This window comes from [Clostridium] innocuum (genome assembly GCA_012317185.1).
Lineage (GTDB): Bacteria > Bacillota_I > Bacilli_A > Erysipelotrichales > Erysipelotrichaceae > Clostridium_AQ > Clostridium_AQ innocuum.
Window position 1 is genome coordinate 4,097,996 of sequence record CP048838.1, and the last position, 18,776, is coordinate 4,116,771.

At 39.2% G+C, this 18,776-nt stretch carries 13 protein-coding genes; all 13 read right to left on the minus strand.

The window, feature by feature from the left end:
* Positions 1-135: 135 nt before the first annotated feature.
* Entirely contained in the window at positions 136-1,293 is a 1,158-nt protein-coding gene (locus G4D54_20175; protein QJA04583.1) for a M20 family metallopeptidase, read from the minus strand.
* Positions 1,294-1,405: 112 nt separating this feature from the next.
* Positions 1,406-3,820: a glycogen/starch/alpha-glucan phosphorylase gene (locus G4D54_20180; GenBank protein ID QJA04584.1), complete on the minus strand. Its 2,415-nt coding sequence runs from the start codon at positions 3,818-3,820 to the stop codon at positions 1,406-1,408.
* Positions 3,821-4,220: 400 nt separating this feature from the next.
* Entirely contained in the window at positions 4,221-4,487 is a 267-nt protein-coding gene (locus tag G4D54_20185) for a hypothetical protein (protein QJA04585.1), read from the minus strand.
* Positions 4,484-4,768, minus strand: coding sequence for a hypothetical protein (locus tag G4D54_20190; GenBank protein QJA04586.1), 285 nt, complete (start codon positions 4,766-4,768; stop codon positions 4,484-4,486). Before G4D54_20190 ends, G4D54_20185 begins: the two co-directional genes overlap by 4 nt.
* Positions 4,769-5,321: 553 nt before the next feature.
* Positions 5,322-6,269, minus strand: coding sequence for a glycosyltransferase family 2 protein (locus G4D54_20195; protein QJA04587.1), 948 nt, complete (start codon positions 6,267-6,269; stop codon positions 5,322-5,324).
* Between the two features lie 18 nt (positions 6,270-6,287).
* Complete coding sequence (locus G4D54_20200; protein ID QJA04588.1) at positions 6,288-6,689, minus strand: GtrA family protein; 402 nt, start codon at positions 6,687-6,689, stop codon at positions 6,288-6,290.
* Between the two features lie 263 nt (positions 6,690-6,952).
* The gene (locus G4D54_20205; GenBank protein QJA04589.1) at positions 6,953-7,402 is read right to left on the minus strand and encodes a sensor histidine kinase; all 450 of its coding nucleotides are present in this window, start codon (positions 7,400-7,402) and stop codon (positions 6,953-6,955) included.
* A 1-nt stretch (position 7,403) separates the two neighbouring features.
* A complete protein-coding gene (locus tag G4D54_20210; protein QJA04590.1) occupies positions 7,404-9,959 on the minus strand; it encodes a YfhO family protein in 2,556 nt (851 codons plus the stop codon).
* Positions 9,960-10,150: 191 nt separating this feature from the next.
* Positions 10,151-11,251, minus strand: a complete 1,101-nt coding sequence (locus G4D54_20215) for a CDP-glycerol--glycerophosphate glycerophosphotransferase (protein QJA04591.1) — start codon at positions 11,249-11,251, stop codon at positions 10,151-10,153.
* 4 nt (positions 11,252-11,255) lie between these two features.
* A complete protein-coding gene (locus tag G4D54_20220; protein ID QJA04592.1) occupies positions 11,256-13,928 on the minus strand; it encodes a glycosyltransferase in 2,673 nt (890 codons plus the stop codon).
* Positions 13,929-14,022: 94 nt separating this feature from the next.
* Positions 14,023-17,475 carry a bifunctional glycosyltransferase family 2 protein/CDP-glycerol:glycerophosphate glycerophosphotransferase gene (locus tag G4D54_20225; protein ID QJA04593.1) on the minus strand — a complete coding sequence of 1,151 codons (3,453 nt, stop codon included), beginning with the start codon at positions 17,473-17,475 and terminating at the stop codon, positions 14,023-14,025.
* A gap of 14 nt (positions 17,476-17,489) precedes the next feature.
* The gene (tagD, locus tag G4D54_20230) at positions 17,490-17,882 is read right to left on the minus strand and encodes a glycerol-3-phosphate cytidylyltransferase (GenBank protein ID QJA04594.1); all 393 of its coding nucleotides are present in this window, start codon (positions 17,880-17,882) and stop codon (positions 17,490-17,492) included.
* A gap of 50 nt (positions 17,883-17,932) precedes the next feature.
* The gene (locus G4D54_20235; protein QJA04595.1) at positions 17,933-18,769 is read right to left on the minus strand and encodes an ABC transporter ATP-binding protein; all 837 of its coding nucleotides are present in this window, start codon (positions 18,767-18,769) and stop codon (positions 17,933-17,935) included.
* Between the last annotated feature and the right edge of the window lie 7 nt (positions 18,770-18,776).

The window sequence follows — 18,776 nt, forward strand, 5'->3', positions numbered from 1 at the left end:
GTATTATCAAGCTGATGCATCATGGTTTAAATTCTTATAAGCGCAAGATGGCAGAGAACCTTTCCCTTGTTCTGTTTACGCTATTTGGATTCGGTTTCCTTTGCACCTTTGGCAGCAGAAAAGCGGCAATTGGGATTATTTTCTATTGGCCTTAAGTTCCCGCCATGCCTTCTCCATGATATCAGGCTCCATAATGAGACGTCTGCCGATATCAGCTAATGCAAGTGCTCCGTCGAACAGTGCCCGGCTGCCTTGCTGTGATATCGTGGCAGCTGCCATTTCACGGGAATGACCGTTTACACAGCTGTCCGCGATTTTGATATAGCCCTGCAGGGTTGGACAGCAATAGCTGACACTTCCCACATCACTGCTTCCCTGCGCAACCTCGTCCACCCCTTCCCATGGATAACCGAAATCCTCATACTCATCCTTCAGCATATCCGCAAGAGTATAGTTGATAACACAGTCATCATACGGACACTCATAGGTGGTAATACGACTTGTACATCCGCTCATCGTACAGGCGCCTTCTACACAGGCTTTTGCTTTTTCACAAAGCTCCTTTACATATTCCATCGTTTCCCCGCGGAAATAGTATTCCAGACTCGCATACGCAGGAATAACGTTTGCAGCTTCTCCTCCATGCGCGATTACTCCATGGATAAATGTATTCGGTTCTGCGAACTGACGCAGCAGATTGATTGACATATAGCTCATAACTGCCGCATCCAGAGCGCTCTTTCCGTTCTGCGGTGTACAGGCATGTGCATTCTGCCCAAAAAACTCAAAGCGCAGTGGATAAATGGCAAGTGTTCTTCCCCCAAGGGAGTTCTTTGTATCCGGGTGCAGCATCAGCGCCGCATCCACATCATCAAACACATGTGCAGCAGCCATGGAAACCTTCCCTCCGAAATTTTCCTCTGCCGGTGTGCCAATAATGCGCACCTCTCCGCCGATGTTCGACAGTATGCTTTTTAACGCACAACCCGCTGCCAGTGACATTCCGGCAATCAGATTGTGACCACAGCCATGTCCAACCTCCGGTAAGGCGTCATATTCACACATATAGGCTATGACAGGCCCCGGTTTTCCACTGTTCCATACACCAAGAAAGCCGGTCGGTACCACGTATTCCTCCGTTACTTCAAATCCCTCTTTGCGCAGCATCTTGCACAGGACACGCATGGAACGAAACTCCTGATTTCCGATTTCCGGGTGTTCATACAGATCATTAACCAGATATTTGTATTCCTCCATATGTTCCTGTATATAATGCTTCAGCTGTTCCTTCATATCATCCCTCTTTCCTTTTTCACCATTGTATAGGCGAAACAGATATTTTTCAAGTCAAGATGTCATGAAAGCAGAAAAAAGAACTGAATGTCCAGTTCTTTCCTGTTTTCGTTTATTTCATATTTACCGGTTCAATATTCCAGATTTCATCCGCATACTGCTTGATCGTACGATCACTTGAGAAGTAACCGGACTGTGCGATATTGATCAGGCAGGTTTTTGCCCATTCCTCTTTATTGCGGTAACGCTCTTCAATATTTTTCTGTGCGTGAGAATACGCTTCGAAATCCGCCAGCAGCAGATACTCATCATTCTTGAACATCAGCTCGTTATAAATCTGCTTGAAGTCCTTCGGATCATTGGAGAAGGTGGAATCCACAAAGCTGTTTACCACCTTCTGGATGTTGGCGTTCTCATTGTATTTCCGCCATACATCATAGGTGTTTTCATGCTTGACAAGGGCTACATCATCTGCACGTAAGCCGAAGATTTCCGCATGATCATAGCCTACTTTCTCCACGATTTCCACATTGGCACCATCCATGGTCCCCAGTGTAATCGCACCGTTCATCATAAATTTCATGTTTCCGGTACCGCTTGCCTCTTTACCGGCAGTGGAAATCTGTTCGGAAACATCTGCGGCATTCATCAGAATCTCCGCTATGCTCACACCGTAGTTCGGAATGAAGACAACCTTCATATACGGAGAGACATCCGAATCATTGTTTACCTTGTCGGCCACATAATGAATCAGCTTAATAACCTCTTTGGCAAATGTATAGCTAGGCGCTGCCTTTGCCGCAAAGATAAAGGTTCTCGGATAGATACGGAAGGATGGATCCTGTTTCATACGGAAGTACAAATCGATAATGTTCATGACATTCAGCAGCTGACGCTTATAGGCATGCAGACGCTTTGCCTGTACATCGAAAATGGAATTGACATCGATATCAATGTGCAGTGTCTCCTTAATATAAGCCGCAAGGATTTTCTTGCGCTCCATCTTCACATCCATAAATTCCTTCTGCAGATCCTTGTCATCTACATACTTCATAAGATCCTGCAGACGCTCCGGGTTTGCTTTAAAATCAGGACCAATCGTCTTTTCCAGCAGGTTGCTCAGCTGCGGGTTGGAGTACAGCAGCCATCTTCTGTGTGTGATACCGTTTGTTTTGTTGTTGAATTTATTCGGATAGATGTCATGGAAGTTCTTCATAACATCCTCTTTCAGAATTTTCGTATGCAGTGCAGCTACACCGTTGACACTGTGAGAGCCGATGATTGCCAGGTTTGCCATGTGAACCTGTCCGTCCTTCAACACGCAGCACTCATTCATCAGATCAGATCTGCCCATATCATGACTTACCTCATATTTGAAGCGACGATCGATTTCCTCGATAATCATGAATACGCGCGGCAACAAATCCTGTACATACTGAATCGGCCATTTTTCCAGAGCCTCGCTCAAGACAGTATGATTTGTATATGCCATGGTATTCTTTGTAATATCCCAAGCCTGATCCCAGTCATATTTATAATCATCCATAAGAATACGCATCAGCTCCGGTATACAGAGTACCGGATGGGTATCGTTCAGCTGAATCGCAACCTTTTCCGAGAAGTTATCCAGTGTATGATAGGTAGACATGTGCGATTCGATAATATTATTCAATCCTGCGGCTACGAAGAAATACTGCTGCTTCAGACGCAGAATCTTGCCATGCTCGGTGGAATCATCCGGATAAACATTGCGGCAGATTTCACGCACCTCGTTTACATATTCGTTCAGACTGCTCGCATCACAAGCATCATCCGCAACCTCTGCACTCCACAGACGAAGTGTATTTGTCAGGTTGGTGTTCTGTCCGACAATCGGCATGTCATAAGGTACGGCACGTACAATCAGGGACGGCACATGTTTAACGATTGCCTTGCCGTCTTCTCCCATCCACATGTCCACATGTCCGCCAAAGTTGACATTAACTGCATGCTTCGGTTTCCGCACTTCCCAGACATTGCCTAAAGACAGCCACTGGTCAGGTACCTCCACCTGCTCGTTGTTTACGATTTTCTGTTTGAAGAGACCGTATTCATAGCGGATACAGTTTCCATGTCCCGCCAGATTCAGACTAGCAAGTGAATCGAGGAAGCAGGCAGCCAGACGACCCAGGCCACCGTTTCCAAGACCTGCATCGCTTTCCAGATCCTCCAGTTCATTGATATCCTGTCCAAGCTCGGCAAGACCTTCCTTGGCGATTTCATAGATCCCCAGATTCATCAGGTTATTTGTCAGCAGTCTTCCCATAAGAAATTCCATGGAAAAATAATACATCTGCTTTTCCTGTTTTTCGGCTACGACATTCTTACTGGCGTTCCAGTGAATGCTTGCATAGTCACGAACCATTTCCCCCAGAATCATATATTTTTCAGTGATGTGGGCCTGTTCAAAAGAACGGCCGTAGCGCTCTATAATTCTTCTTTGAAACTCTTCCTTGAACTCATTTTTGTTTTTAAATTCGTTAGCCATAACTTTAACTACTCCTTCCAGCTCGCCTTTTATTTTACATTATTTTACACGTAATTACAAATACAAAAACTGTACGTAAAGTGCGCAAAGCCTCCCTTCTCCTGCTATTTTATGGTCTATCTTCTCTTTTGTGACAAACAGAAAGAAAGGATACCGCTTCCACGATTTATGAAAATTTTAAAAGAAAAGAATATCCGAGCATTTCTCTGATATTCTTTCCATTTATTCTATATTTAAACGCCGTCTTTCGATTGATTTATAATTTGTAGGAATGAATACAATGCCTTATTCTCTTGCGAAAAAGGCTACTCGATATCCTTTAGGAAGACCCAACTCCGTAGTTCTTTAAGCAATACTCTTAAGGAATGTAATAATTATACCTCTATGACTTCAGAATTGCTTATTCAACTTTTTTGATATATATCTTGAAATCACCATATTCAGGATAAAAATTTACGATATTCAAATACTCGTTTCCCTGAATTTTGAGAGTTGCACTCTTTTTATTTTTAACCTGTACGTTATCCACAGCCTCCCATTTATTTTCAGTATTCATCTCCACCTGGAAAAATATCTCTGCATTTTTATGCTTACCTTCGACACTTACTTCGAATGTTCCCGCTTCAATTTCTTCTCCACACCGAAATGCTCCTGTGGTATTGTTCAATACGGCGATATCATCATGAAATTCAATGGTTCGAATTTAGAGCGCGTCATTATCACAGAGCTACCCTGTGATAATGATATCTTGTTACGATTGTAATATCTTATATTCAATATTGTTTGATTAACCCCAAGTTTAAATGCGTTCGTCTTAACCGGCTCCTTTGTAGAAACGTCATAATATCCAGGTTCAAAGCCATCCTCACCGACAACATATTCTTTGTCTCCCGCAATTACAACTCCTGTCTGTCGGGCTGGATAATGCACTCCCTTGCAAGGATACATATTCTTCCTTGCTGCTATACTGTGTAGCAATAATTCCAATTGTGCATACTGCTGCTATGCCAAGCACGGCAGCTGCTAGCTTGTGTTTCTTTTCCATGGTACGCCCTCCTATTTAAGCTGTTATAAATTTTAGACTATTCAGCTAATTCCTAAAAGTTACTATGATATAAATCCTATTCCAGATTTTGTATAAGTCGATCACCTTCTTCACTGTTTTTAAAGTATGCTATCCAAGTATGAGCTTAATTTAATGTTTTTCCCTTACTTCGGATTAAATATGCCTTTATTCATACTTAATTTCAAATCAATCCCCTATCGATCTATACTGGCAAATACAGAGGAGGGCATAAGAACTGCTCCCAAGACGATGGCGCTCAAAGCCGCTGTAATCTTTTTTTCTTTTACATTTTCCTTCCCTTTCTTAAACCACCTGTTCATACTTGTAGAATATCATAAAGATTCATTACAGCACTTATTTCTTAAGATTTCTTTATATTTGCTCGATTAGTAAACATACACAGCAAAAAAAGCAGCACAGGCAAGTCTGCCTATACTACTTTATTCGTTCCTTATAATCAATTTTGTTTCTCTGTACATAGATTGGTCTTCGCTTTGTCTCCATATACGTTCTGGCAAGATACTCACCCATGATTCCAAGACAAAACAGTTGAATACCACCAATCAGCAAAATCAGACAAATAATTGTCGCATAGCCTGGAATAGTGATTCCCATAATCAATTTCTGTATCAATACCACTATCAAATATAGAAATGCCAGTGCTGAAAAAGTGATACCGAATACCGTCGCTATACGCAGCGGCATCGTCGTAAATGATACAAAGCCTTCGATTGCATATTTAAACAGCTTCCAGAAGGACCAGCTGGACTGTCCGTTTACACGATCCTGAACATCATAAGCCATATAATATGTATGAAATCCGACCCAGGAAAAAATTCCCTTTGAAAACCTATTATTTTCAGGCAATGACAAAATGGCATCAACCATAGGACGGCTAAGTAAACGAAAATCACTAGCTCCATCAACAAATTCTACTTGTGAAACACGATTTATCATATGATAAAATGCTGATTTGAAGCCTCGTAAAATTTTTCCTTCCCTACGCTTCTCCTGGAAGGCTGCAACACTGTCCAGATTGTCATCCTCATCAAGAATCTGCATCATGCGAAGAACATAGGCCGGATCCTGTTGAAGATCAGCATCTATAATAACGGTATAATCACCAACTGACTCTTTCATCCCTGCATACATTGCACTTTCCTTTCCAAAGTTGCGTGAAAAGTTTATGATGTTAATATGAGCGTCCGGATATGTCTTTACAAGCTCTTTTAGCTTAACATAAGTTTGATCCCGACTACCATCATTGATGAATATATATTCATAATCAAAGGCTTCATTCCGAAAAGTAGCTTCGACCTTTTCATAAAATAACTCTACGTTATCAGCCTCGTTATAACAAGGCACTACCAGCGACAATTTCATAATACATCCCTCGTTTCACTATTCCTGCGTTTTTGGTTTGAAAATCATAAATTTACAAAATACGTAATTGCCTATAACCGTAACAATGCTGACAAAAATCTTCGCAATATTTTCATTCATAGCTGCTAATTGGATACAGACAAACAGCAGAAGACTTTCCACAACAAGTGTTACAGCACGCAGAGACACAAATTGTATAAATTCAGCTTTCTGATCATTTCCTTCACTCTTAAACACATATTTTCTATTCGCTATATAGGCGAACAGCACTGCAAATATCCATGCTATAACATTTGCTATTAAATAATGCAGTTGTATATGTGTACAGAAGAAATACACAACAAAATTCACAAGTGTTGTCAAACCACCAACAACGACATAGTTTAGCAGTTCTATTATATTTTTCTTCTTCTCATCCATAAAATACCTCTTTTATATCTGCTTAGCTTATATACGCTATATATAAGAATACGCCATTTTCCTTATGTTTTCCAGTCTTTTATCAGCAATCAGTAATAAAGAAATCATATCTGATTATAAAACTAAACATTTATAGCAAAGGAAAGCCAGCTTCCTTCTATATTTTAACATTCATAATTTTTGTTTGCTATCAGCTTTATCTTAAGGTTTCTTAAAATCTGCAAATCATTGCATTAGTTTCATTGTTCCCATGATTCTGCGATTCATTCTGCAATAACCAATGGCAGCTCTAATACAACGGTAAATGTATTCCCTTTTACATCAATATTCACTGTTCCATTATGCATCATTATTATTTTTTCTACACTTTTCAATCCAATTCTGTTACTTTCTACTTTTTCATCATCTATGCAAATCTGATTACTCATGTATAACTGGTATTGATTGCCTTCGCAAATTCCATGCACAATGGCTGTAGCACTGTGATCTGCATATTTATGCATATTAGAGAATAAATTGTCCATTGCTCTTTGCAGCATTTCAATATTACATGCAATCTGATAGTGTTCATCCTCCAGTGTATAGGTGATATTCATATCATCCTGCTGCATAAACTCAATATTTTCTCTAATATAATTCAATAAATCGGAAAGCGGCTGTAATTCCAGATTCAGAGATTCTTCTTTTTCAAACACCAAAAAATATTCAAACATTTTATTGGAAAGACTTCGAATCTGTTCCACCGCTGTATGGATCTTTTTGTTTCAGATATAGTGCTGTAGCAATCAGCAAAGAGAGTATACTGACCATAATTCCAGCGCTTTTTCCTGGCATTTGATACGTAATTTCTACAGTATGATGTCCTTTCTTTATTGGAAATCCAACAAATGCTGTATTAACTTTTTCATATGCTATTTCTTGGTTATCCAAACGTACTGTAAATCCCTTATCAAACGGAATAGAGGTTACAAAATAACCGTCATCTCTAACGTCTATTTCTCCCTTTAATACATTATTACCTGACATGCGCTCACCTTTTAATGCATCTATGCTCTTATTTCGCTCGGTTAAGACACTGCCATCCATAAGGTATGCCTTGGGATTTTGAATTGTATAAGCCCCTTTCTCCAATTTTAAAGTGATATCTCTCCATGGCTTGTCTCTATCCAGAACATAACGAAAATTATTTCTATTGTTGCCATACATATCACTGTTTGATCCGCGCTTATTCACAATGCCGTTAATTTCGATACCTACGACTGTTCTCGACGGCTTTTTAATTTCAGTAATCGGCAGATCCAAAATAAGCAATTGCCCGTCGATGCTTTGATCCAATCGTAAGTTTATCGTGCTTTTTTTACTTACTGTCAGTTGATAGCCATTTTTAAGCTTCTTTACAGTAACAGAATCATCCATGTGCAAAAGCTTATATGAAAGCTGCACTTCCTGCAGGCTGCTCTTCCACTCTTTCACATCAGCTCTTTCAACAACTGCATTGTTATATACAGCTTCCATAGAATAAGGATATTTCAGGTCTTGAAATTGCTGTTTGGATAACAAATCCGATGTTGCATACCCCATCGGCAATACATTCTCATTAACGGCTACATAACCGTTTTTATCACCGGACAGGATGCTGTAATGCAATGGAACAGTACCCTTACCATATAGATATTTAACAGACATCAGTGACTGAAAGAAAGAATTTTTTTCCGCAGTGACGGTTGCATTATTCGTGCTTGGTCCCGGCATCCCCATCACCTTGTCCGTAAAATAGGAGTAATCCTGATTTCGATTTGAAGAATACAGAGATGTTTTATACATTCGGCTATCCAGAACCTGATTACATGTACGTAAAGCATAATGCAGATCATCAAAGCGATAAAGAGAAGAGTCCTGATCCAGCGCAGCTTTCACCTGTGCTTTTTTATCTGTATTTTCAAATTTTGAGAGTTGAGACTGTTTTACGAAATTCTCAACTTTATTTGTCGGCATTGTTAAAAGCAAAGGAAACAGCAGATATATACCAAATATATATTTTTTTCTTGTGACCGTATATAATATAAAAATTCCTGAACAAAAGAACGCGTCTATCAAATACAGAAGCTTCAGATTTTCCAATTCAATAAAGAAATAAGGAAGGAATAAAAACGGTAAAATCCAAAGCAGCCTGCGAGATGGTTTGTTTTCCATTTCAGACAGCATTTCCGCAATCATATAGCCAATGAGCGGAATCATTGGAATCAAAGACTTTTCCCGTACATACTGCAGACCATTTAAAATATAACAAAACAAGGGTAGGATAGTAATCAGTAGAGTCATGATACCCAGAGCTCGTTTTTCTTTGGAATTTCTGAAAATAAAATATACAACCGCAGCCAAGGCAATCACACACATACCCGCAGAATACGCATTGGATCTGAATCCGGTATAGGTGAGTGCGCTGATATCCATGTCCGGCTTCAACAACTCCATAAGTGTAGGGGATTGGATTGCTTCTCTGGTATGACTGAACATCATGATTACCGTTGGAAGGAGAATGAAACAGCTGATGCCTACACCGATAAGCACTTGTCCCATCAGCCTGCCTATGGTTTTAAGAGACTCCAGATAATCAATTTTTTTCTGCATTCGCAGGATTTCATATATTGCATAGATACCGCACATAAAGAGAGCACTGACACTATAGAAATAGCTTTCCAGAATCATCAGTACAATACCAATCATCATAAGAGCGCTTTTCCTTTTTTGAAGATAGCGTTGAATTCCGATAAATGTCAGTATAAGCCATGGCATATAGTTGATGAACATCACATGCTTATGCGTATGAAACAGCATGGGACCTGCACATAAAAAAATAACCGAAGCAAAAAAAGCAGCATGTTGCGAAATATTTTGTTTCCTTATCCAGTAATAAAACAATTCCGTGCTTGTGATTGTGAGAGCAATACTGCTGATCATAATGTAGGTAGACATCTTGATCATAGGAAACGCATAGGATAGCAATATCTCCGGTCGCAGCAGCCCGTAATAAATAAACTCTGCCATATTCTGACCAGCTCCAAGCTGTAATGAAAAGTCTGGATACAGCTGTCCTGTTTGATAAAAATTCTCGCGGAAATATTCAGCAAACGCCACATGCTGACTCAGCCAGTCCGTTATGGAACCATATACAAGCTGTTTGCTTTGCAGCAGCGTAAAGAGAACACCTGTTATCAGAACAATGAGTATTCCCAATACTGCCATATAACGTATATCATTTTTTTTCATTGCATTCCAACTTTCTCTAATTCTTTACTATTATTAACCTCTATGATTATATCATTCTATGAATAGCGACTTTCCTTTTTTTTCTTAAATATTCTTAAATTTCATCATATTTTTTAAGATGCCTAACGGCCCAATAATATGAAAGAAGGAATAATCGAAGAAAATTCTTCAATTACTCCTTCGCATATAACTCATGATTGTTTCAGCTGTTGATAAATAAAGCTGCTTACTCTTTTGGTACTTTCTCCATCCTGATACATAAAATACATATCCTTAAATGCTTTTATGGATTTCTTATCATAATCTTTTATACAAAGCTCTTTCGTCAGGCTCTCTGCTGTCTGACATACCGGAAAGGGTATGGATTTCAAATCTATGTTGAAGCCGAGTGTTTCTCCATATTCCGCAAGATCAGGCGTATAGAGAATGACCTTTTTCTCCATAATTGAAAAGTCAAACAAAATAGAAGAGTAATCCGTAATCAGGCAATCTGCTACCGTATATAGATGATTCAGCTCTTCATCTGTTACATTCAGAATCTGCTCACCACTTCCAAGGTCAACATCACGCAGCAAAGGATGCATCTTATACATAACAACATAATGATCCGGTAGCTTCTCAATCAGAGATGAAAGATCTAAATCCACATGCCGCAGCCCCTTTATGATATTGCCTCGAAAGGTTGGAGTATAGAGGATTACATACTTACCCTGCAATTCAGGATACTTTTCCAGTAGCTCATTTCTATATGCCAGTCTGCACTCCTTTGAAAAAAGAGCGTCCGTTCGTGGTATTCCTAACGGCAGCACCTGATGCTCATTAACACCAAATGCTTTCGCATATACCGGTTTCCACTGATCACTTGTAGAAAGAACATAATCATAGTTTTTTATCTCATACTGCCTATCAATTTCATTGCCAAATTTCTTTACAGCACCGCATGCATGCCATACCTGAAGCACCCTGACCTGCGATCTTTTAAAATGAGAAACTACATAATTGTTATCGTTTAAAATAACAACTTTGCTTGTATTGATAAGAAATACCTGTTTTATACAATTTAGGAAATATAATAAATCACCTTTTATCGTCTTTTCAAACTTTGTGAGAATATAACGTATTTCAATATCCGGATAACGCTTCAGTTCTTCATCCAAGAGTTTGAAATCACCTGTAAGTATTTGCGAAGTCAGTGTTACAAAGGTGATTCGATTTTGTCTGACTGGCAGACACTTTGCCAGTTGATAAAAAAACCATAATACCATATGGAGAATAAGCTTTTTTAATTCCATGTCCTCATCTCCTGTTCTGTGAATCAATATATTTCTTCATACCGAATGTATATCTGCTTTTCTTAAAATCAACGCATTCCTTCACCTTAATATTTGGTAAAATTCGTTGGAATTCGCGGCGATAGGCCTCCATCCCGGGAAATCTGTGCAGCAGTCTCTTAAGTTCCTCTTTAGGCGATAACTGCATACGAACATCCATGACGATATAATCAAGGCATTCATGAAATTCCTGATACAGCAGTTTCTGTGTAAGCGGAGTGAAATCCTGACGATCCAAAACTGCTATTGCACTGTGATCCTCCGCAGCTTCCTTTAAATATTGGATGTCCTGCAGCCTCTTTATTTTCGGTATAAAGTACACTGTACGCTCTTTATTCTTATTATCAGCATAATCTGTAATGGAATCCACAGGAACCTTCTTCAGGCATACTGCAGGATCAAAAGCAGCTTTGGATACAAATACATCTGCATATGCATTCCATGCAGCTTTGCTGATTTCCACCGATTTCTGCTTCGTAATATATTCCTGAAGCTGTTTTAATGTTTCCGCCTTTACAAATGGAAGATCTTGAACGGAAAAATACATACCACGATCTCTGGCATATTCTTCAGCATCATAAACAAATAATATGACAGGTCTTTTTGTCAGTGCAAAGTCAAATAGTACACTGGAATAATCTGTTATCAGCATATCGCAGCCCATCAGAAACTCATAATTATCTACGCCCTCAGGAAAGGAGCATATATGCTGATAGCCTTGAATCGGTATCACATCCTTTACAAGAGAATGCAGATTGACATAAAGCATCTGATCGTCATTCAGCGTTTCATCCAATACCTGTAATATCTTTTTCAGTTCTTCGGCATAGCCCGCTATTTCCAATGCAGTGCTTGTCAAACCTCTCCATGTGGGCATATAAGCTATCATTTCCAGTTTCTCCGAACCATACCGTTTTTTAATAGCTATCGTTTTCTCATGCTCATGAAATACAAGATTACGGGGATATTCTGCTGTATAGGATAGCCCGGTAAATAAATTTGTCAAATTATAGTCTTCTATCATCCTCTGTTTGGTAAATACATTTGGAAACAGAAGCATACTGCTTTGCAGAAAGTTACGTTGTATATTACTCATATCCTGGATACCGTTTTTCATTTTCTTACCTAATGTTTTCCATGGTGTTCCATGCCAGGTATTCAGATACACCTGTTCATCTCTTCTGATAAAGTATGGTGGAAATGTAACATTATTAACTAGAATTTCACTGGTTGCCAGAGCCATTTGATATGCTTTGCTATATACAGGAACGAGTATGGCAGTCTCCAGTCCGTGCTCCTTCAGCAGCTGTTTATGCTCCTGTCTGTTCTTCACGGTCGTCGCAATATATATTTTGTCAACCTGATGCTGAAGCTGCTGTGCGATATAGAAAGGTGAGTCTGATACTGTTTTTCCCTGAAAGGACTCAATCAGTGCCTGCCCTTTCATTACCGGATGCTTTTTACAATATGCGTGATAGGCATAGCGCGTGATATAGGAACGCTTGCTCACCAGCCGTTTAAGTTTACTGACTGTTTTCTTAACAGTCTTCAAACAGGTGAGTGCACCTTTCGGTACGAACATAAACAGATACCAGAAGGCTTTATATGGAACCATATGCTTAATTTTACGATTTTTATATACATCCTGAAAAAAGATACTGTTTGTTTTCCAGCTTTTAAAATTCCTGTTCATATGATCAAACCCGGTCTTGATCATTGCCTTTTTCAGGGACAGATTATGGTACCCCGGAAAATCCTGAAACCGCAGCAGCATATGCTTCAGATTAAGAAAACACAGGATGTCCTGGTACTGATTAAAAGCATTTTGCTCTTTGTAATATGTATTTACCAGCTCCATAGACTGAAACATCTGTAATGTCTTACTGCTGTAGGTAGCTGTGATTGCCCCCTCTCGTTTCAGTATGTAGTAGTATAACGGTTCATCAACCTTTGAAATTTTATTCGCATGTAAAAATAAAGTCCAGGTTACTGCCATATCTTCATACAGACAGCCTTTTGGATACCGTATTCCGGTCTTTAAAAATAATTCACGCCGATACAGCTTGTTCCAGGCATAGGTAGAGTTCATATACAGCAATCGAGGATTTTCCTGCAGGCTCTTGTCAAATTCCTGTAGATTTCCTTTTTGAAAATGCCGGAACTGCCCGTTTTGTTCCTGTACACCATAATATCCGCAAACAACAATATCCGCGTTTTCCTGCTTCGCTTTCTCATACAGCTTCTGATACATCTCGATATCTGTATAGTCATCACTATCTACAAATCCAACATAGGCACCACTCGCATGCTCCAAACCATAGTTTCTAGCGTCGGAAAGCCCCCCGTTTTCTTTTTTCAATGCAATGATTTTATCCGGATAGAGAGAAGAAAACTCATCTATAATTTTCTGTGAATCATCCTTCGTTCCATCGTTTACAACAATAATTTCGATATTGGATAATGTCTGATGAACCAGGGTGTCCAAACAAACGCGTATATATTTTTCAACATTATATACAGGCACGATTACACTGACATCTACACTTTTTGACATACGCATCTCCTTACTGCTCTTATAAGCTGTCTGTCTATACTGTATTTTAACACAGTCACCATAAACAGACCATCCCTTAAACATATTGTGCCTGAACGATTATATAAAGAAGTCAGTGTCAATAGACACTGACTTCTAACTTTCAAACGACAGGCTATTACATTCTTTATCCTGATGTTTACTGATTTTGCATAACCCTTTGAAAAATCTGTTCGGATGCCGTACCTTTTTCATACTCGCAGAACTTCTTACGGAATTTCTGCAAAGCCTCGTCATGCTCCTGAGCAACTTTATCAATATTCACAATGCTCTGTATCACCTCATCGGAAGTTTTCAGCAGAGGTCCTGGTGCCTCTGCGACAAAATCAAAGTTAAATCCACGCAGAGTATCTCTGTAATCTTCCAAATCATATGTGAAGAACAGCATTGGTCTGTTTAAAATTGCATAATCAAACATTACAGATGAGTAATCTGTAATAACAATATCGGAAGCAAGATAAAGCTCCTCAACACTTGGATAGTTACTTACATTGATTACAAATTCATCCAGCAGGTCTTCCTTCAGACCTTTAACTGCAAAAGGATGTATACGCAGCATCAGAACATAGTCATCCTGAATCTGCTTTTTCAACTCCTGAATATCAATTTTCATATTGAACTGATTTCGTACACGCCATGTCGGAGCATACATAATCACTTTCTTCTCCGGTGAAATACCAAGCTTTTTCTTTATATCAGTAATATCCTTTTCATTGTTCTTTGCAAACAGCACATCATTCCTAGGGTATCCTGTTTTCAGAAATTCTTTCTTAAATGCATAGCAGCTGGATGTAATGCTCTCTGCCTTGCTGCTCTGCACAACCAGGTAATCCCAGCGGCTGCATTTTTTAATAAATTTCTGACGTGCCTCTTCTGTAGGAAGCTCTCCTGGAACATCCAATCCAAGTGTTTTCAATGGTGTCCCATGCATGGTCTGCACTTCTACCTGTTTTTTCCGCTTTTTAAAGGACTCCATAAAGTTTACATTATTCACAAAGTATTTTGATGTAGCCATATAATAGTGGTAACGCAGACTCTTTCTACGTACGCGAATTCCATTTCCCTCAATTGGTGTTCTTTCATCTACAAGAGACCATATGCAGGTATAATCCGGATGTTCTTTATCCATGTATTTATAAAACGCCTTCGGATTACAGTGGAACTTTTGTCCCCACCAGCCTTCAAATACAATTCTTTTTTTACGTACCGGCAGCATTCTCAGCATTGGATATATGAATAATTCCACAAACTTGCGTCGCAGCTTATTACTCTCATACCATTTCCATTTTCTTGTGACCTTTACAATCATATCCAGATCCATGTTTGGATATACACTATAGTAATAATCCTTATATGGTTTTCTGGACAGCTGCGCTACCGCATCAGCCGCAATGGTGTGCTTTTGTACGGAACCATCTTCAAATTCATAAATAATGTACGTTTTCCATTTATCCGCCACCATGTTCTTTGTGAAAGCATCATCACATATCGGAATAATAGCAGCTGCTGTTACAGAGCTTCCCTGAACATAAATTTTTCCAGTAACCGGTGGCATAGTCAAGCTACTGCTTTCGCCCTTCAATTCAAAATACGCAGTTTTCAGCTTATCTGCATTACTCAGTCTGGTTTCTACTTCCATACCAATCTGTTCTTCTGCCCAATATAGTCTTGTCAAAACAGAACGATGCGGTTCCCCTGCAAGGTTCATATATCCGGCATCATCACTATATACGCGAATCAGTTGATCAGCCGTGAATGCATAACGACTTAAACGCAAATCATTGCTGGATAATGCCTTGCCGCCCTTTGCCATGATAACCCCGTGGTCTGCATGAAAAGCATTCAGATCAAGCACAGCGCTCTGCATATCATTTTCTTGCTTGACTTTTAATTCATTCACAGCATCGTCACTTTTGCATATCAATGTTTCTTTTGACAACTGCGTCTTCACTATTAATTCATGATCAGTAACAGTAAGCTGTTGAACCTTTACATCAAGTGATTCACAATTCAGACATAAATCATACCCCAGATTGTAATATGGAAGTACTTTTGTATCCTTCACATTCAGATATTTGGGACGTGCATCGCTTCCGGAAACCGGCCCACCCGCATAAAAGGATGTATGTATTCCTTCGCGATCATATTGCAGCTCTACTTTCAGAATACCGTTTGCTATTTTCTGTATTTCCGGTCTGCTGAAATCAATTTCAATTTCAAAGCCGCTCCATTTATAATTATAATAACGCGCTTTACGGTTGCTTTTATCAACCTTTAATCCATGCCTTCCGCGAACACCATTGGCCTTGCATACAGTTAATGGCACAGATACAGATTCTCTTGTTGCGACATTCAATAGGTTAGCCTTCAGCTGCTGTGCATGTTTGCTTGAGCAGGTTAATCGTTGAATAAAGGAATATCCCTTTACTATCAGCTTATTGTCATTCCAGTAAACCTGCTGCAGAGACCTTGTCTCCGGATACAGGCGAAGCTCTTTTGTCATATCATAATATTCTTCAGGGAAATCATGAAAAGGAAAGTCTCCGATATAATGCATTTCACCATTTACTTTTTTCCTTTTGATTTTCAACGTACGATAGGCGCCCTTTTCATAAGCCAGTAATTCCAGAAGCCGCTTCTTGTTTCCTGTTTCTATCAGATGATATTTCATGCGGTCAATCGCCTGTAAGTCTTGAAAAGAATCCTTTCGGAAATCCTTCATATAATCACGAATTACATCCATCGCATAATCTATAAATTCATCATCAGCTGTCAGCATTTCCTGAATATATAGCTTTAAGTCAACAGACATCCACTTATAATCCTTCATATAAAGCGCATGGTCATCGCTTACATGTGCATTATAAAAATCATCAACCATGTGCATAATTTTCACACGGTCCGTGAAGTTTTTCATTTCTGTACGGTTTTGTGTAATCGATTTATTTGCTCCATCACGTTCACGCCATAAGTATACGATTTCATTCAATACGGAAACCGCATTTGCATAAAAATGCAGTGGCATCGTCACTGGAATATCTTCATATAAAATCTTTTCAGGAAATTTAAAATCATGTTCCTTCCAAAAGCTGAATTTAATCATTTTATTCCAGGAAGTGGTATCATATATCAACTGCGGAGTCTCTAAAATGCTTGTCTTATCATAGGCATCACGAAATGCTTTTCTATGAAGGCCTGAATTATATATTTTTCTGGAATTAAAACGCTGTACATCACCGACAACCATATCATTGCCTGTTTCCACAGCCTTTTTGTACATCGCTTCATATGCGCCATCCGGCACAATATCGTCAGAATCAAGGAAGATGATATAGTCACCGTGAACAAACTGAATACCGTAGTTCCGGGCATTCCCCAATCCTCCGTTTTCTTTCAAATAATAGAAAAAATTGTCATAGTTCTTTGCATATTCCTGAGCAATGACACCACTGATATCCGTAGATCCGTCATCAACCATGATAACCTCCAGACTATCGATTGTCTGGCGAACCATGGATTCAAGACATTCCTCCAAATACTCTGCGACATTGTATATCGGTATGATGACACTTACTTTATATTTCGCTGACATTCTTCTCCTCCTCACTACTTCTGCTTCAATTCACTCTTGATCATAGTGGAAGATATGCCTTCCGTTCTTGGCAGATAAACAACATCACAATATTCCTTCAGGAAATCAAATTTCCCTTCCCAGTCATCTCCCATAACAAAAACATCGACATCATATTTCTGTACATCCAGCTTCTTCTGTTCCCAGTTTTCTTCAAGAATAACCTCATCGACGTAGCGAATAGCCTTTACGATTTCCATTCTGTCAACATCTTTGATTTGACAGACCTTGCCCTTTTCACGCAGATTAAAATCGTCACTGCTTACTGCCACAATCAAATAATCTCCTAAAGCCTTAGCCCTTTTCAAAAGATTTAAGTGGCCAATATGAAACAAGTCAAAAGTACCATATGTAATAACCTTTTTCATGATTTTCTCTCTCCTTTGTAAATTTATTTATATACCCTATAACCTTATTTCTACAGCTTGTGAAACAGCTTGTCAAGTAGAGAGGTTTTTTCATCAATGATCAAACGTTCCTTAAACTTCTCTTCCAGCATTGCTTTTTTCTCTTTATCGCTTAATTTGTTTAATTTGTCAACATAGGCGGCATAGTGATCGCAAATCGTATCAATATCACCGGTTTCCACAAGCTTTCCACCTTCAATCCATATACCAGATTTACAGAAATCGCGGACCTGCGGCAAGGAATGTGAGATAAATAAAATCGTTTTATCCTCTTCATCCCTCAGCTTCTTCATTCGATTCAAACACTTCTGAGCAAATCCTTTATCACCAACAGATAATGCCTCATCAACAATAAAGATATCCGGATTCAAAGCCAGAGATATAGAAAAGCCAAGACGGGCCTTCATACCACTGGAGTATTTTTTCACCGGCTGATAAAGAAAATCCCCCAGTTCTGCAAATTCAATAACGCCATCTGTTATCTCACGTATCCGCTTCTTCGTAAGTCCAAGTAACGCACCCTTAACATTAATATTTTCCAGTCCAGTCAGCTGGTTGTTTAGTCCTGTGTTTATAGAAATCAGTGCCTGTTCCCCATTGATTTCCATTTCTCCGCCATCGATATCGGAAATACCGGAAAGAATAACAGAAAGGGTAGATTTACCGGAGCCATTGGTACCAAGGATACCAACAACATCACCCTTTGGTATATTCAATGTAATATCCTTTAAAGCAAAAAAACGCTCATTTTCACTTTTCTTACCATCTTTTTTCTTTAGTTTATAAATTTTAGAAACATTTCTCATTTCTACAGCATTGGCACTGCTGTCATATATACTCTTTACCATATACACC